At 63.4% G+C, this 16,232-nt stretch carries 12 protein-coding genes; 7 read left to right on the plus strand and 5 right to left on the minus strand.

All coding sequences use genetic code 11. The features are described 5' to 3' along the window. Positions 1-223 precede the first annotated feature (223 nt). On the plus strand, positions 224-1,528 hold the full coding sequence (locus FPZ52_RS13510) for an AAA family ATPase (protein WP_146366146.1): 1,305 nt from the start codon (positions 224-226) through the stop codon (positions 1,526-1,528). Beyond that, a complete protein-coding gene (locus tag FPZ52_RS13515; protein ID WP_146366147.1) occupies positions 1,525-2,598 on the plus strand; it encodes a ParB/RepB/Spo0J family partition protein in 1,074 nt (357 codons plus the stop codon). The genes FPZ52_RS13510 and FPZ52_RS13515 overlap by 4 nt, the downstream gene beginning before the upstream one ends. 167 nt (positions 2,599-2,765) lie before the next feature. Here the strand turns inward: FPZ52_RS13515 and FPZ52_RS13520 are convergent, their stop codons facing one another. Both FPZ52_RS13520 and FPZ52_RS13525 read right to left on the minus strand, forming a co-directional pair. Continuing rightward, positions 2,766-3,752, minus strand: a complete 987-nt coding sequence (locus FPZ52_RS13520) for a serine hydrolase domain-containing protein (protein WP_146366148.1) — start codon at positions 3,750-3,752, stop codon at positions 2,766-2,768. A gap of 36 nt (positions 3,753-3,788) precedes the next feature. Further along, positions 3,789-4,682 carry a LysR family transcriptional regulator gene (locus FPZ52_RS13525; RefSeq protein ID WP_146366149.1) on the minus strand — a complete coding sequence of 298 codons (894 nt, stop codon included), beginning with the start codon at positions 4,680-4,682 and terminating at the stop codon, positions 3,789-3,791. A gap of 95 nt (positions 4,683-4,777) precedes the next feature. On the opposite strand from FPZ52_RS13525, the gene metE reads away from it, so the two are divergent. The 5 genes from metE to FPZ52_RS13550 all read left to right on the plus strand — a co-directional run bounded on the left by metE (position 4,778) and on the right by FPZ52_RS13550 (position 13,936). Next, positions 4,778-7,066, plus strand: a complete 2,289-nt coding sequence (gene metE, locus FPZ52_RS13530; protein ID WP_146366150.1) for a 5-methyltetrahydropteroyltriglutamate--homocysteine S-methyltransferase — start codon at positions 4,778-4,780, stop codon at positions 7,064-7,066. 81 nt (positions 7,067-7,147) lie between these two features. Continuing rightward, the gene (locus FPZ52_RS13535; protein WP_146366151.1) at positions 7,148-9,019 is read left to right on the plus strand and encodes an ATP-binding protein; all 1,872 of its coding nucleotides are present in this window, start codon (positions 7,148-7,150) and stop codon (positions 9,017-9,019) included. After that, positions 9,016-10,362 carry a sigma-54-dependent transcriptional regulator gene (locus FPZ52_RS13540; RefSeq protein ID WP_146366152.1) on the plus strand — a complete coding sequence of 449 codons (1,347 nt, stop codon included), beginning with the start codon at positions 9,016-9,018 and terminating at the stop codon, positions 10,360-10,362. Before FPZ52_RS13535 ends, FPZ52_RS13540 begins: the two co-directional genes overlap by 4 nt. Before the next feature lie 236 nt (positions 10,363-10,598). Further along, positions 10,599-11,573: a TAXI family TRAP transporter solute-binding subunit gene (locus FPZ52_RS13545; RefSeq protein ID WP_146366419.1), complete on the plus strand. Its 975-nt coding sequence runs from the start codon at positions 10,599-10,601 to the stop codon at positions 11,571-11,573. A 98-nt stretch (positions 11,574-11,671) separates the two neighbouring features. Beyond that, on the plus strand, positions 11,672-13,936 hold the full coding sequence (locus FPZ52_RS13550) for a TRAP transporter permease (protein WP_146366153.1): 2,265 nt from the start codon (positions 11,672-11,674) through the stop codon (positions 13,934-13,936). A gap of 49 nt (positions 13,937-13,985) precedes the next feature. Here FPZ52_RS13550 and FPZ52_RS18970 read toward each other — a convergent pair whose 3' ends face one another. The 3 genes from FPZ52_RS18970 to FPZ52_RS13560 are packed head-to-tail and all read right to left on the minus strand — an operon-like array spanning position 13,986 to position 16,209. Continuing rightward, positions 13,986-14,150, minus strand: coding sequence for a hypothetical protein (locus FPZ52_RS18970; protein ID WP_168201363.1), 165 nt, complete (start codon positions 14,148-14,150; stop codon positions 13,986-13,988). Beyond that, positions 14,147-15,283 (minus strand): YeeE/YedE family protein, encoded by a 1,137-nt coding sequence (locus FPZ52_RS13555; protein ID WP_146366154.1) that lies wholly within the window; start codon positions 15,281-15,283, stop codon positions 14,147-14,149. Before FPZ52_RS13555 ends, FPZ52_RS18970 begins: the two co-directional genes overlap by 4 nt. After that, on the minus strand, positions 15,283-16,209 hold the full coding sequence (locus FPZ52_RS13560; RefSeq protein WP_146366155.1) for a sulfurtransferase: 927 nt from the start codon (positions 16,207-16,209) through the stop codon (positions 15,283-15,285). The genes FPZ52_RS13555 and FPZ52_RS13560 overlap by 1 nt, the downstream gene beginning before the upstream one ends. Positions 16,210-16,232 lie beyond the last annotated feature (23 nt).

Here is a 16,232-nt window from a genome sequence, read left to right on the forward strand (position 1 = left end):
CCCCCAATAGGCAATCCCTGCCAGTTTTATGTCCCCCGGTTCCGGTGCTGGGGCGCTAGAACCTTGATTCCATGTCGCTCCCTCCGCAGGGCCGTTCCGGGCGGGAAAGCTGCCGAAAACCTGAATTCACTATATACACGGATATTGATTTTGCCAAATATTCATTTAAAGCGTAAATTCATAATGAGCAGGAAATAACGTCCCCGCGGGGACAGGAGGCAGAATGTTTACACACGCCGACCTGGCGCAGCTACAGGCGCAGTCACTGAAAATGCAGGGCTGGATCCGACGTCAGACATATTCACCCGAGCTTGAGAAGACCCTGCGCCGCTTTTCCAGTTGGGAGGTGGCGGAGTTGATCCTCAATGTAAACCAATCGACATTGCGCGGGCGGCTCGCCAATGACCCCACCCTGCCCCAGGGTATGGTCGAAGAAGACGGGCGGCAGCGCTGGTACACGCTGGAAGAAATCAATGAACTTCGCCGCCGCGTGAAGCTGAACCGCAAATCCCTGATGCCTTATCGCCCGCAGGGCAAACGCGCGGTGCGCGCGGCGATTGCCAACTTCAAGGGCGGCGCGGGTAAATCGACGGTCGCGCTTCACTTCGCTCATGCTGCGGCGCTGGATGGTTACCGTGTTCTCTGCGTGGATTTCGACCCGCAGGCGACGCTCAGTCATTCGATGGGCTTGTCTGACATAACCGAGGATTTCACCGTATGGGGTATCATGGCCCGCGATCTGGTGCATGAAACCGAACGAATGAATTCCGCCGCGCGCGGCGCGGAGAGCGGCGCCAGCCTGCCCCAGCGCAAGTTGCCCGCCGCGATCACCGAGATGGGCATTGCCGATCTGCGCGCCGGTGACTTCATCAAGCCGACCAGCTGGCCGACGATCGACATCGTGCCGTCCTGTGCCAACGCGGCCTTCGTTGAATTTGCCAGCGCCCAGTACCGGCATGTGAACCCGGAATGGTCGTTTTTCGCGGCGGTGTCGCGCTACCTCGATACGCTGCCCGATGATGCCTATGACCTGATCATCTTCGACTGTCCGCCCGCGATTGGGTATCAGTCGATGAACGCGGTGTTTGCCGCGGATGTGCTCTATATCCCGTCCGGTCCGGGCTACTGGGAATACGATTCCACCACCAGCTTCATCGGTCAGCTGTCCGAGGCCCTGGAGGATCTGGCGCGGTTTTCGGGAGGTGTCCCCGCGGGGACACTCAACCTGCCCAAGGCGTTTCAAGACATCCGCTTCTTGCTGACACGGTATGAACCCAACAACGAATTGCACCGCGCGATGCGTTCGGCATTTGAAAAGGTTTTTGGCGACAGGTTGGCCGAGAACGCAATCGAAATGACCCGTGCGGTGGAGCAGTCCGGACGCTTCCTCAGTTCCATCTATGAAACAGACTACCGTGACATGACCCGTGAAACATGGCGGCGTGCGCGCGCGTCCTTTGATGGCGCATACGAGGAATTCCGCACAAACCTGTGCGCGGCATGGGATCAACTGGAGGCAGATAGATGAGCAAGAGACGTGTGTTCGATATCGACTTTCCCGATGAAGAACCGGCACCCGAACAGCCAAGTGCAGAACCTGTGGGGCGCCGCGGGCCAATGGCGTCAGCCATCGGTGAAAATGCCGACGCCCTGCGCGAACGGCAACAAGCCGAGGCCGCGATCCGCGAGGAAAACGACCGGCTTGCGCATGAACATGTCCGGCTGAAAAAGGCAGGGCTGGTCACCGATCTGATCCCGATCGATGCGATCCGGGCGGAGAAACTGGCGCGCGACCGCAAGCCGGGACGCGACGAGGAGCTGGAAGAACTGAAGCTGTCGATCCGCGAGGTCGGCTTGTCCAACCCGATCCGCGTGGAACAGGACGGCGATACCTATGAACTGGTTCAGGGCTATCGCAGGTTGACGGCCTATCGCGAGTTGTTCGAGGAAACAGGCGAAGAAATCTACGCCACGATTCCGGCTGGATTGACCGCCAAGGGCGAGACGCTGGAGACGCTTTACCGCCGCATGGTGGATGAGAACATGGTCCGCAAGGACATCTCGTTCGCCGAAATGGCGGAGCTTGCCCGCGCCTATGTGCAGGACCCGGACACGGCGACCGATGATATCGACGATGCGGTGAAGGCTCTGTTTGGGTCAGCTGGACGGCAGAAGCGCAGCTACATCAAGCATTTTGTGACGCTGCTTGATGCGATAGGAAGCCATCTGAAATTCGCGCCGCAGATCCCGCGTGCTCTGGGGCTGCAACTTGCCAAGCGTCTTTCGGAAGAAGACGGGCTTGCCCCGCAGATCCGGCATCGTTTGACCGCGTCCTTCGTGTCTACGGCGGAAGGAGAATTGGAGGTTCTGAAGGGATTTGCCACACCGTCCAAGCCGGGAAAGCAGGCGGCAGCCCCCAGCAAACCCACCGCGAAAACGACCTTCCGCCAGACTGTCCCCGCGGGGACAGTGCGTTGCGCGGCCAGCGACGGGCGCGTGGAACTGCGGATGAAGCGCGACTTTTCCGAGGTGGATCGCCAACGCATGGAGGCTGCCGTCGCTGCCTTCTTCCGGGAGCTGGATCCGGATCAGGACTAGGGCGCTGCTTCAAACGCGGCGCGTGATAACAAAACGGCACCGGGCGAAATGCCAATCGGTGCCGTTTCGTGTTTCAGCGGACTCGAAAATAGGGAAAAGCGTGGAACGCTGCCGTTTCAGCACCGAAAAGGCATTAACATTTTGAATCTACGTCAGGAATCCGCGTTTCAGGCCAGATTCAGGACCGGGCCGTCCAAAAGTCGTACCAAATCCCCGAAATAGCCACCGGATCGCGCCGGTTGCGTGGGGTCGGAGGTAATGGCAATCGCCAGACCGCGCCGCGAATGCGCCGCGATGACCTGCCCGCCATAACCTCGTGCCAGCACATATCCCGAGCGCGTCAGGAACCAGCCATAGCCGTAGCTCATGCCAGAGTAGGGCGAGCGTGCACGCGGCGTAATGGAGGCATCGATCCAATCTCGGGCGACGATCTGCCGTCCGTCGAAGGCGCCTTGATCGCGCATCAACAGCGCAAGCTTCAGCATTGCGCGGGGTGTCAGCGCCATTTCGTTGCCGCCGAGATAGTAGCCCTGCGGGTCGCGTGTCCAGGGTGGCACGTCGAAGCCCATCGGGTCGCCAAGACGTGCACGGACCAGCGCGAGAAGCGATGCACCCGTCGCCTCGGTCAGCGCCGCGCCCAGAACATGGGTCGATCCGGTGGAATACAGCATTCGTGCGCCGGGCTTTGCGATCATGGGGCGTGACAGCGCATCGGCGACCCAGTTGCCGGAACTGACCCAGCCGCCGTAATTCGCACCCGAGGTTCGCTCCAGGCCTGCCCGCAGCGTCACCAGGTCTTCCATCGTGATATCCGCGACCCCCGTGTCGGCACCGCCGGGGATCAGGCCGGGCGCGACATCGCCGAGCCGGGCATCGACATTGGCGATCTCGCCGCGCGAAATCGACGTGCCCAGCAGCAGTGCAACGATGCTTTTGGAACAGGATTTGATATTGGCCTGCCGGTCCAGACCGGGGCCGCGCGGGGCTTCGGACACCAGCAGGTCATCGCCGCGTCGGACCTGGATGGAATGTAGCTGCGACATGGTTTGCACGGCATTGCGGATATCCTGCCCCGATTGCGCCCATGACGGGTGGGCGAAGGGCAGGGCGAGGCCGCTGGCGAGGGCGGTGGAAAAGGCACGGCGTGACAACATGCCGTCAGATTGGCGCGCGGGCCCGGTTCCGCCAAATCACATTTGCGATGGGCGGGGCCAAACGGCCGTGGCCTGCGCGATGTCCAGAAAGCCGGTGATGTAGTCGGGCTGGTCCTCGTTGCGCATGCCCAGATGGATGCTTTTGAAGATGCCATCCCCGATACGCAGACCCTGCACGCCCTGCGCCTCGGCTAACAGCCAGTCGGGGATCGCGCTGACCCCCCGGCCAGAGGCCACGAGCTGCAGCATCAGATCGGTCGTTTCCACGGTGCGATGCCTGCGCGGCAGCACGCCGCCAGGCACCAGGAACCGCGTGAAGATGTCTAGCCGGTCGCGCGGAACGGGATAGGTAACCAGCACCTCGTCTGTCAGGTCATCGGGCGCGACGCGGCGCTTTCCGGCAAGAGGGTGGGTGTCCGGCACGGCCAGCACCAATTCATAATCGAAGACGGGCAGATATTGCAGGCCGGGGCGTTCGATCGGGTCGGGGGTGACCAGCAAGTCGATTTCATGCCCCAGCAACGCCGCCAACCCGCCGAACTGGAAGGCGGTGGTCACGTCCAGATCGACGGCGGGCCACGTGGCCAGATAGGGCGTCACCACCTGCATCAGCCATTGCTGGCAGGGGTGACATTCCATGCCCACGCGCAGCGCCCCGCGCCGCCCTTCGGCGAAATCGGCCAGCACGGTTTCGGCGTGATCAAGCTGTGGCAGGATGCGCTGCGCGACACCAAGCAGATAGCGGCCCGCATGGGTCAGCCGCACACCGCGGCCTTCACGCGTCCAGACCGTGACGCTGTGGCGTTCCTCGAACCGACGCATGGCATGGCTCACGGCGGATTGCGTCAGGTGCAGCTTGTCGGCAGCGAGTGTCAAACTGCCGGTCCGGTCGATTTCACGCAAAATGGCAAGCGGCTGAAGGTCGATCACAATCATGACTCCTGTTCATGAGTAAAAGACATATTGCCATTTTTGTTCATGTTCAATTCCCGCTAGCAGTCAAGCCAACCTAAACGGAGGGCAACATGGTCAAGGCAGCAAATCTGGGATTTCCACGCATCGGCGCGAAACGCGAATTGAAGCGGGCGCTGGAATCCTACTGGAAGGGCGATGTGGACGAGGCCGCGCTGGACCGCGTGGCGGCAGAGCAGCGGCAGAAGAACTGGGCGGCACAGCGCGATGCCGGGCTGGATGTCATCCCGTCCAATGACTTCTCACTTTACGATCAGGTGCTGGACACGACTGCCATGCTGGGGGCGGTGCCGGACCGGTTCGCGGGGCTGTCTGGCAAAGCCGCGTATTTCGCGATGGCGCGTGGCACGCAAGCCGCCGCGGCGATGGAGATGACCAAGTGGTTCGACACGAACTACCATTATATCGTGCCGGAAATATCCGCGGATATGAACCTCTCGTTGGCTTCGACCGCGCCGCTGGATGCGTATCTCGAAGCCAAGGGGCAGGGGGTGGACACGCGCCCGGTGCTGCTCGGGCCGGTGACGTGGCTGGCGCTTGGCAAGTCGCGCAGTGAAGGGCTGGCGCCGCTGGATCTGCTGGACCGGGTGCTGCCTGTTTATGCGGAACTGTTGGGCAAGCTGGCCAAGGCGGGCGCCGAATGGGTGCAGATCGACGAGCCCATCCTTGCCCGCGACCTGACGGTGGCGGAGGCGGACGCGCTGCGCAGGGCCTATGCAACGCTCGCGCAGGCCGGGCCGAAGCTGATACTGGCCACCTATTTCGGGGGGCTGGGCGACAATCTGGACCTTGCCACATCACTGCCGGTTGCGGGGCTGCACGTCGATCTGGTGCGCGCACCGCAGCAGTTGGACGACGTGCTGGCCAGGGCGGGCGACAAGGTTGTCTCTCTGGGGTTGATCGACGGGCGCAACATCTGGCGGGCGGATCTGGACAAGGCGTTGGGGCTGGCGACGCGGGCGGTCGAGGCGCTTGGTCCCGACCGGGTGCAGATCGCACCGTCCTGTTCTCTGCTGCATGTGCCGGTCGATCTGGACCTGGAACCGGATCTGGACGACGAGTTCCGGTCATGGCTGGCCTTTGCCTGTCAGAAGCTGGGCGAGGTCACGGCGCTGGCCCGCGCGGCAGAGCAGGGCAGGGGGGCGAGCGCAGCGGCCTTTGATGCCTCTGCCGCCGCGGTGGCGTCCCGCAAGGCGTCGCGTCGCATCCACGACCCGAAGGTGAAGGCACGGGAGGCCGCGACGACCGCCGATCATGCCAGACGTCAAAGCCCTTTCGCGGACAGGCGTGCGGCGCAGCAAGCGGCGTTGAAGTTGCCCGCGCTGCCCACGACGACCATCGGATCGTTCCCGCAGACGCAGGACGTCCGGAAGGCCCGTGCGCTGCACCGCAAGGGCGCGTTGACGGATGACGCGTACCAGGCGTTTCTGAAGGACCGGACGCGCGATTGCGTGGCGCGGCAGGAAAAACTGGGACTCGACGTGTTGGTCCATGGCGAATTCGAACGCAACGACATGGTCGAATACTTCGGCGAAAAGCTGGACGGGTTCGCCTTTACCCGCAACGGATGGGTGCAGTCCTATGGTTCGCGCTGTGTGAAGCCGCCGGTGATCTTTGGCGATGTGTCGCGGCCCGATCCCATGACAGTGGACTGGGCGCGGTTCGCGCAATCGCTGACGGACAGGCCGATGAAAGGGATGCTGACAGGGCCGGTGACAATCCTGCAATGGTCCTTCGTGCGTGACGACCAGCCGCGCCGTGACACCTGCCGCCAGATCGCCTTGGCGATCCGCGACGAGGTGGACGATCTGGAAACGGCGGGCATCCGCATCATTCAGATCGACGAACCGGCCCTGCGCGAAGGCTTGCCGCTGCGCCAGGGAGATTGGCAGTCCTATCTGGATTGGGCGGTGGAGGCGTTCGGCGTGGCTTCGGCTCCCGTGCGAGACGAGACGCAGATCCATACACATATGTGCTATGCGGAATTCAACGATATCATGCCCGCTATCGCCGCGATGGATGCGGATGTGATCTCGATCGAAACCTCGCGCTCGCATATGGACCTGCTGGATGCGTTCCGGGCGTTCGACTATCCCAATGATATCGGGCCGGGCGTGTGGGACATCCATTCACCGCGCGTGCCGGACACGGACAGCATGACCGAATTGTTGCGTCTGGCGGCCGCGTCCATTCCGGCCGAACGGCTTTGGGTCAATCCCGATTGCGGACTGAAAACCCGTGGCTGGCCGGAGGTCGAGGCCTCGCTGACCCACCTGGTGCGGGCGGCACGCACCCTGCGGGCGGAGCTGGTCACACAACTGCGGGCGGAACCCGTCGGCTAGGCGCGATCCGCAGGGCGTTCCCCGGCGTCCTGCGACCGCCGTGCGGCTGGTCAACGGGGCGGAAATAGGCATACTCGCCCCATGATAACGGACGGCCTGACCCACCCCGACACCGCGCGGACCCGCCGTGCCACCCGCTGGGCGGTCGGTGCGGCGCTGCTGTGCCTGGTGCTGGGGCTGATCGGCTATCCACGTTTGCAGGAAGCCTTCTTCGTGCAGGCGGGCAAGCGGGGTGAGGCGACCCTGCGGCTTGCTGTGGAGGGGCTGAACGAGGCGCTTAGTCGCTATGAGCCCTTGCCCGCGCTTATTGCCGAGCGTCCCGCGCTGAAGGCGCTGCTGATGTCACCGGACGATCCCGTGCTGCTGGCGGAGGTCAATGAACGCCTGCGCCAGACAATCCATACACTGGGTGTGTCCGACATCTACCTGATGGACACCACGGGTATGACGCTGGCGGCCAGCTCCTACGACAAGCAGCGGTCTTTCGTGGGGCGCAGCTTCAGCTACCGGCCCTATTTCACGCAGGCGCTTGACGGTGGCACAGGGCGGTATTTCGCGCTGGGAACGACATCGGGCGAGCGGGGCTATTTCTTCGCAGCCCCGGTGGAAGACGGTGACCGCATCATCGGGGTGCTGGCGCTGAAATTCACGGTAGGCGGGTTCGAGGAAACATGGCGGCAGAATGAAAGCGACCTGATCGTGACCGATCATAAGGGCATCGTGTTCATGTCGAACCGGCGAGACTGGCATTTCCGGGCGCTGGAGCCGCTGAGCGGTCGTGCGGTGGCCGAGATCGAGGCACAGCGCCAATACCCGCTGGGCGACGTGCTGCCGCTGGACAATAGCGCACGGGTGCTGCGCGACGGCCTGACGCTGCGCCGGTTTACCACCGGCGGCGAACGGCAGGAATTCGTGTCCTCCAGCCAGACCATTCCCAAGGCAGGCTGGACCGTGACGATCCTGACGCCCACCGGTCCCGCGCGGGCCCAGGCGGCGAATGTCGTGATGATTGCCGTGGCGGCTGTGCTGATCGTTGGGCTGGTGGTGCTCAATGTCGGGCAACGCCGCGCGCGTCTGCGTGACAGGATGGAGGCCGAACGCGCCCAGACCGCGCTGCTGGAACGGCGCGTGCGCGAACGCACGGCGGAACTGAACGCCGCCAACGAACAGCTTCAGCAAGAGGTCGAGGAACGCAAGACCGCCGAGACACGCCTGCGCAGCACCCAGACCGAACTGGTGCAGGCGGGCAAACTCGCGGCGCTGGGGCAGATGTCCGCGGCGCTGAGCCATGAATTCAACCAGCCTCTGACGGCGGTCCGTTCCTACGCTGAAAACGCGGTGCTGCTGCTGAAGGCGGGCAAGACGGGGGCGGCGGGTGAAAACCTTGGCCATATCTCGGGGATGGTGGAACGCATGGCGTCCATTTCCAAGCACCTGCGCAGTTTTGCCCGCAGACCCGGCGAGGCGGTGAATGAAATCCCGCTGGCACCCATCTTGCGCGATGCCTTGGCGCTGGCGCGGCCACGGCTGGATGCGGCAGGGGCGGTGGTCGACGCGCCCGATTCGGAGCGCATGGACATCTGGGTGCATGGCGGGCATGTGCGGCTGCAACAGGTGATGCTGAACCTTCTGACCAACGCGCTGGACGCGATGGACGGGCAGGGCGCACCGCTGATCGAGATCACGATCGATGCGGATGCGGAACAGGTCATCCTGCGGCTGCGCGATCACGGCGACGGGCTGGATACGGAGACGGCGGAACGGCTGTTCGATCCGTTCTTCACCACCAAGCAGCCCGGCAAGGGGATGGGGCTGGGCCTGTCCATTTCCTACAACATCGTGCGGGATTTCGGCGGCACGTTATCGGCGCGGAACCATCCGGAGGGCGGGGCGGTGTTCGAACTGGCGCTGTGCCGGGCGACTGCACAGGGGCAGGAGATCGCCGCGCAATGACAGGCAGGACGGTGTTGTTCGTCGACGACGAGGCGCATTTGCGGCTTGCGGCCAAGCAGACGCTGGAATTGGCGGGGCTGGATGCGCAGGTCTTCGACGGTGCGGAGGCTGCGCTGGTCCACATCGCCCGTGACTTCCCCGGTGTGCTGGTCACGGATATCCGTATGGCGGGCATGGACGGGCTGGCGCTGATGAAACAGGTGCTGGAGATCGACCCCGACTTCCCCGTGATCCTCGTGACAGGTCATGGCGATGTCGAACTGGCGGTGCAGTCGCTGCGGGCGGGGGCGTATGATTTCATCGAGAAGCCGTTCGCCTCGGAGCGACTGATCGAGGCGGTGCGTCGTGCGCTGGACAAGCGGCGGCTGACCATTGAAAACCGCGTGCTGCGACGGCAAGTGGGGCGGCGCGACGCGGTGGAATCGCGGCTGACAGGGCGCAGTGCAGCGATGGACAGGCTGCGGGCGGAATTGCGGGCGATTGCGCAGACAGATGCGGATGTGCTGATCGTGGGCGAAACCGGCACCGGCAAGGAAGAGGTCGCCCGCGCCCTTCACCGCGTCAGCAACCGCAACGAAAAGCCTTTCCTGCACATCAACTGCGCGGCCTTGCCTGCGGAACTGATCGAAAGCGAGCTGTTCGGACATGAGGCGGGCGCGTTCCCGGGCGCGATCCGGACACGTTACGGCAAGCTGGAACACGGGCGCGGCGGCACGGTGTTTCTGGATGAAATCGACAGCCTGCCGATGGCGGTGCAGGGCAAATTGCTGGATGTGATCCACACCCGCAGCATCACCCCCTTGGGCACGAGCGAGCCGGTTGAACTGGATGTGCGCTTCGTGGCCGCCAGCAAGGTGGATCTGGAACAGGCGGCGTCGCAGGGCGCGTTTCGCGCGGACTTGATGTATCGCATCGCCGTAACGACGTTGCGCGTGCCACCGCTGTCCGAGCGGCGCGAAGACATCCCAAACCTGTTCCTGCATCTGGTCGATCAGGCGGCGGCGCGGCACAAGCGGTCCACGCCCGATGTCCCCGCCGCAGTGCTGGCGCAGGTGGCGGCGCGAGACTGGCCCGGCAATGTGCGTGAACTGCGCAACGCCGCCGACCGCTATGCGTTGGGGCTGGATCTGAACCTTGGTCCGCAGGACAGCAGCGAGACGGCAGAGCCCAGCCTGGCAGACCGTATGGCGGGGTATGAGAAATCCCTGATCTCGGCCAGCCTGACGGCGCATGGTGGCAGCATCGCGGATACGTATCGCGCGCTCGGGGTTTCGCGGCGCACACTCTATGAGAAGATGCAAAAGCACGGGCTGGATCGCGCGGATTACCGAGACGACGACTGAATCTGTGCGGATATCCGCACGGTTCGGCACGGCTTTGTGCAGACCTCCGCACAATTGAACAAATTAACGCGGCACCGATAACCTGCAGGGTGTCCCGGGACTTGTGTTAGACTGGGCGAGCGCGCACTCGGGTGCTGCATTCCGTGCATCGGCGGGATTTCCGCCGTGAATGGGCGCCCTTTCGGGACGTCCGCGTCAAGTAACGAGACACTGTCTGGGAGGACAACATGACTTTTATGAAACTGGGCGCCCTCGTGGCCGCCACGGCTGTTGCCGCAACCGCTGCAAGCGCACAGGACCGTGAAGGCTGGCCGGAAAGCTTCACCGTTGGCACCGCGTCGCAGGGCGGCACCTATTTCGCCTACGGTTCCGGCTGGGCGAACCTGGTCGCAGAAGAGCTGGGCCTGTCTGGTGGCGGCGAAGTCACGGGCGGTCCGATGCAGAACATGGCGCTCGTGCACACCGGCGAGGCGCAATTCGGCATGACGACCATGGGTCCGGCGCGTGAATCGCTGGAAGGCACCAACCCGATTGCGCCGGGTCTTCAGATGACCAATGCCTGCGCGATCTTCCCGATGTACCAGACCCCGTTCAGCGTAACGGCGCTGTCGTCCTCGGGCATCACGGCGGTGTCGGAAATCCCGGAAGGCGCGCGTATCGGCTTCGGCCCGGCCGGGTCCACCTCGGACACCTATTTCCCGCTGATGATGGACACGCTGGGTGTGAATTATGAACGCCGCAACGGTGGCTGGTCCGACCTTGGCGGCCAGCTTCAGGACGGTCTGCTGGACGTGATCGCCTTTGCCGCCGGCATCCCGGTGCCTGCCGTCAGCCAGCTGGAAGTTCAAACCGACGTGAACATCATCGAGTTCACCGAAGAAGAACAAGCCGCGCTGATCGAGGCCTTCCCGATCTCCGAATTCGAGATCCCGGCCGACACCTACACCACGCTGGAAGGGCCTGCCCGCTCCGTCAGCATGTGGAACTTCGCCATCGCCAATTGCGAACTGCCTGAAAGCTTCGTCGAGGCGGTCGTCGATGTCGTCATGTCCGACAATGAGCGCATGGTGAACATCCACCGCGCGGCCCGTTCGACCGTTCCGGAAAACTACGACAAGAACAACGTTCTGATGTGGCATCCCGGCGCGGCCAAGTGGTTCAAGGAAAACGCGGACGCTGACATCCCGGACGACATGATCTTCGGCATGTAAGCCAACAAGAAAATCGAGGATGGGCAGGCTGCTTCGGGGTACGGCGGCCTGCCCAACATGTTTTGCCCTGCTTGTTTCGGGGCAGCGGAGGGGACTTGATGAGTAACCAGCAAGCTCAGACCGACCAGGCCGTCATTGCCGATGGCGTTGACGACGAACCGGTCGAAAAGAACCGGCGGCAATTCGAAGGCCGCACCTATTACGTGATCGCGGCGGTTGCGGCGCTTTATGCGGCTTTCCATATGGCCGCGCTGAACGGGCTGTCGATTTCCGACCTAACCGGCGTGGAGCTTCCCTTCCTGCCGCAATTCCCGATGGAAACGTGGAACTTCCGCATCGTGCATATCGCGGGCGCTTTGGTGCTGGGTTTCGTGCTGTTCTCACCGCGCATCTTCGGAGATGATCCGGTTGTGGAAACGCAGCGCCTGTCCAAGGTGGGGCTTGTGCTGTTCGCGCCAGCGCTCGTTGCGCTATGGACCGTGATCGGTTTCATCCAACTGCTCGGCAGCGGCGAGTTGCCGCAAATGGGTGGGCTGACGACATGGGTGGCCATGGCGGGGACCGAACTTTATGCGCAAGAAACATGGTGGTTCGGCGTGCCGCTGCTGATCGCTACTTTCGGGGCGATCGCGCTGGGGTGGTCTGAAAAGCGAGAGCGCACCCGTCTTGCCGTAAGCGATCTGGTGCTGGCGTTGTGCGCGGTCATCGTGGCGCTGTATCTGGTCGCGATCTATGGGACGGCGGCACGCAATTCCGTTGGCACGCCCTTCGTGCCGGTCGGTGTGGCCTTTGCCGCCACGGCGGGCGCTGCGATGATCCTGGAACTGACGCGCCGCGTGGCGGGGCTGGCGCTGGTAGTCATCACGGCGATCTTCCTGGCCTATACGTTCACCGCACATCTGCTGCCCGGAATCCTGAAGGTGCAAACAGCCTACACCTGGCACCGCTTCTTCGGCCATGTCTATTCGGATGCGGGTATTCTGGGGCCGACCACGGCGGTCAGTTCGACCTACATCATCCTGTTCATCATCTTCGCGGCCTTCCTGCAGGCGTCCAAGGTGGGCGACTACTTCGTCAACTTCGCCTTTGCCGCCGCCGGTCGCGCACGGGGTGGCCCCGCAAAGGTGGCGATCTTCGCTTCCGGCCTGATGGGCATGATCAACGGCACCTCGGCGGGCAACGTCGTGGCGACCGGATCGCTGACCATCCCGCTGATGAAGAAGGTCGGCTATCACAAGAAGACCGCGGGCGCGGTTGAGGCCGCCGCATCGACCGGCGGGCAGATCATGCCGCCGATCATGGGGGCGGGCGCCTTTATCATGGCCGAGATCACCGGCATCCCCTACACGGAAATTGCACTGGCTGCCGTCATCCCGGCGATCCTGTATTTCGTGTCGATCTATTTCATGGTCGATTTCGAAGCCGCCAAGCTGGGCATGCGCGGAATGCGAGAAGACGAGCTTCCCAAGTTCAAACAGATGGTTAAACAGGTTTACCTGTTCATTCCGATCATCATCCTGATCTATGCGCTGTTCATGGGTTATTCCGTGATCCGGGCGGGGACGCTTGCGACCATTGCGGCCGCGGTGGTCAGTTGGCTGACGCCCGTTCGCATGGGGCCACGCGGCATCGCCAAGGCGTTCGAACTGGCCGGTGTGATGTCGATCCAGATTATCGCGGTCTGTGCCTGTGCGGGCATCATCGTGGGCGTCATCAGCCTGACGGGTGTGGGGGCACGGTTCTCGGCGCTGCTGCTGGGTCTGGCGGAAGCCAGCCAGTTGCTCGCGCTGGTCTTCGCGATGTGTATCGCCATTCTTCTGGGGATGGGGATGCCCACCACGGCGGCCTATGCGGTGGCGGCCTCGGTCGTTGCGCCGGGCCTGGTGCAGCTTGGCATCCCGCAGTTGACGGCGCATTTCTTCGTCTTCTACTTCGCGGTCGTGTCAGCCATCACGCCACCGGTGGCGCTGGCCAGTTATGCGGCGGCGGGGATATCGGGGGCCAACCCCATGGAGACGTCCGTTGCGTCATTCAAGATCGGCATCGCGGCCTTCATCGTGCCGTTCATGTTCTTCTACAACTCGGCCCTGCTGATGGATGGCGCGACGCTTGAAATTCTGCGGGCGGGGGCAACGGCGATCTTCGGGGTATTCCTTCTCAGCTCCGGCGTTCAGGGTTGGTTCATGGGCGGACGGTCCGCGTGGTTCCTGCGTGTGGCGCTGATTGCGGCAGCGCTGTTCATGATCGAAGGTGGTTTGATCACGGACCTGGTCGGTGTGGGCACGGCCATAGGGATCTATTTCGTGCAGAAGGTTTTCCATCCGCGCCCGGACACCGGCATCCGCGTCAGCGGCGCAGACTAAGGCAAAGGGGCGGCGCGGTGACACATCGCGCCGCCTGACGTTTCAGGGCTCAGTCGGGCAGCGCCCCGCAGAACCCGCCTGCCGCCACCTGGCCCGAGCCAAGCGCCAGCATGGGCGGCGCGACATAGGGGTTGGGCGGGGAGGCGGCCAGATCGAACCCGATCACGCCCACCACGAGGGCAACGGCCACAGATGCGGTGAATTTACGGGTCATTTGCGGGCCTCCAGTCCAAGCATGGGTCGCAGCTTGATGCCGTAATAGGCACCGGCGAAGGCGGCAACGAACCAGACCCAGCCATGCAGGCTGCCGGTGGAAATGCCGGAAAAGAAGGCACCGACATTGCAGCCAAAGGCCAGCCGCGACGAATAGCCCAGCAGGAAGCCTGCCACCACCGTAGCCATCCATGCCTTCGCGGGCAGCTTCGGCAGGGGTTGGTCCAGCCCGCCACGACGCCATGCCGCCACGCCGAACGCGCCCGCGATGATCCCGAAATCGGTGAGCGAGGTGTAGTCGGTCAGCACGCTGCTCTGGACCCGCTCCATCGTGGAGGGCGCTGCCCAGAAGGCGGAGGCCGTCAGATCGCCGCCCATGGCGGATACCCCTTTGGCGACCCACAGGCCAAGGCCATAGACCACGCCCCAGGGCTGGCCCGCGATCACCAGGTTCCCGAGCGCCAGCGCGGCCAGCAACAATGCGGCGAAAATGTAGCGCGGGGGGATGTTGCGGTTTTCCGGCGGGGCGAACCTCAGCAGCAGAACCGCCACCGCCGCCAACAGAACCAGCGTGATCGCGACGCCCGTGCCGCCGTTAAAGGTGATGATCGGCAGCGCGCCCAGATCGGTCCACCAGATCAGGTTGTAAGCGCCCGCGAAGCTGCCGATCGCGAAGAAAGGCAGGGCCAGAAGGCCGATCGGATTGCCCGAGCCCGCATTGACCAGCGTGCCCGACCCGCAGCCCAGCACGACTTGCATCGCGGTGCCGAAAACGAAGGCGCCACCGATCATCGCCCAACCGACAGGGGCTTGCGCCCCTACGAGTTCACCCGGATGTGCGGCCAGCAGGGGCAGGGCGACGACTGTCACCAGCCCGATCGCCAGCAGTTGCGCAAGAATGCCCGCGGGATCACGGCGCAGGATCATCGCCCGCCAAGGCCCGGCAAAACCGAACCTCAAGCCTTCGAGCGTGATGCCGAAGCCCAGGCCAATGCTCAAAAGCAGCCCATAACGCGCACCGGCAAACAGTGTGACGAACAGGATGAACGCGACGGCGGCGAGCAACAGCCCGCCGCGCTTCAGTGCGAAGCCAGCGCCGACGGGCGCGGCCGTGTCGATCTGGCTTTGCGCCATCAGTTCTGCCCTTTGATCTGGCCGATCAGGTTTTTCAGCAGACCCGGCACATTGGCCATCCGGTTGTCGGTCTTGGAGTATTCGACCATCGAACCGGGGTAGAGTTTGACGTTCTCGATCCCCGCCAGCTCCGACAGTGCGAACCAGTTGGTCGCGGCCCAGTGACCGGTGTTGCAGAAGGACACGACCGGCTCGCCATCCGTGATACCCAGGCTGTCTTTCAACTCGGTCACGTTGGCCACGCCGCCGATGTCATTGGAATTCTCGGCAAACCAGCTGGAATGTACCAGTTGCTCGGCTTCGGGCAAGGTGCCCGGGCGGCTGGCCGCGCCGTGCGATTTGCGGCCCTGATAGAAATCATCGGGGCGGGCATCGACCAGGACGGCGGCTTCGTCGCCATTGACGATATGGGCAACCTCGTCCGTGTCGGCTGTCCATTGATAGGAAAAGGTGATGTCCAGATCGGTGGGGTCGGGCGTGACGGCTTCGGTGCTGGTGGGCAGCCCGGCGGCGTCCCATGCGCTCGCCCCGCCATTGAGGATCGCCAGATCGGTGAAGCCGGAGGACTTCAGCGTCCAGTAGACCCGCGCGGCAGCCCCGAAATCGGACTGATCCGATCCCTGATGCACGACGACGACGGGCCGGTCGAGTGACAGGCCAAGCGTTTCGAAGGTGGTTTCCAACTGCTCTTCGGGGATGATCTGGCCGGGGTTGTCGGCAGGGCCGCGAAACAGCGCATAAGGCGCGGACACCGCACCGTCGATATGGCCGTCTGCATAGGCGTCTCCGCGGATATCCAGCACGACCGGCGCGTCAGCGGACAGCGCGTCGTTCAGCTCGGCGGGTGTTACCAGCGGTCCGAAATCGGCCTGAGCCATTCCGGCAAATCCGACAATCGCGGTGGCAGTCAAGGCAATTTGTTTCATGACGAATTTCCTCAGATGGTTTT

The sequence above is a fragment of the Qingshengfaniella alkalisoli genome, from assembly GCF_007855645.1.
Taxonomy (GTDB): domain Bacteria; phylum Pseudomonadota; class Alphaproteobacteria; order Rhodobacterales; family Rhodobacteraceae; genus Qingshengfaniella; species Qingshengfaniella alkalisoli.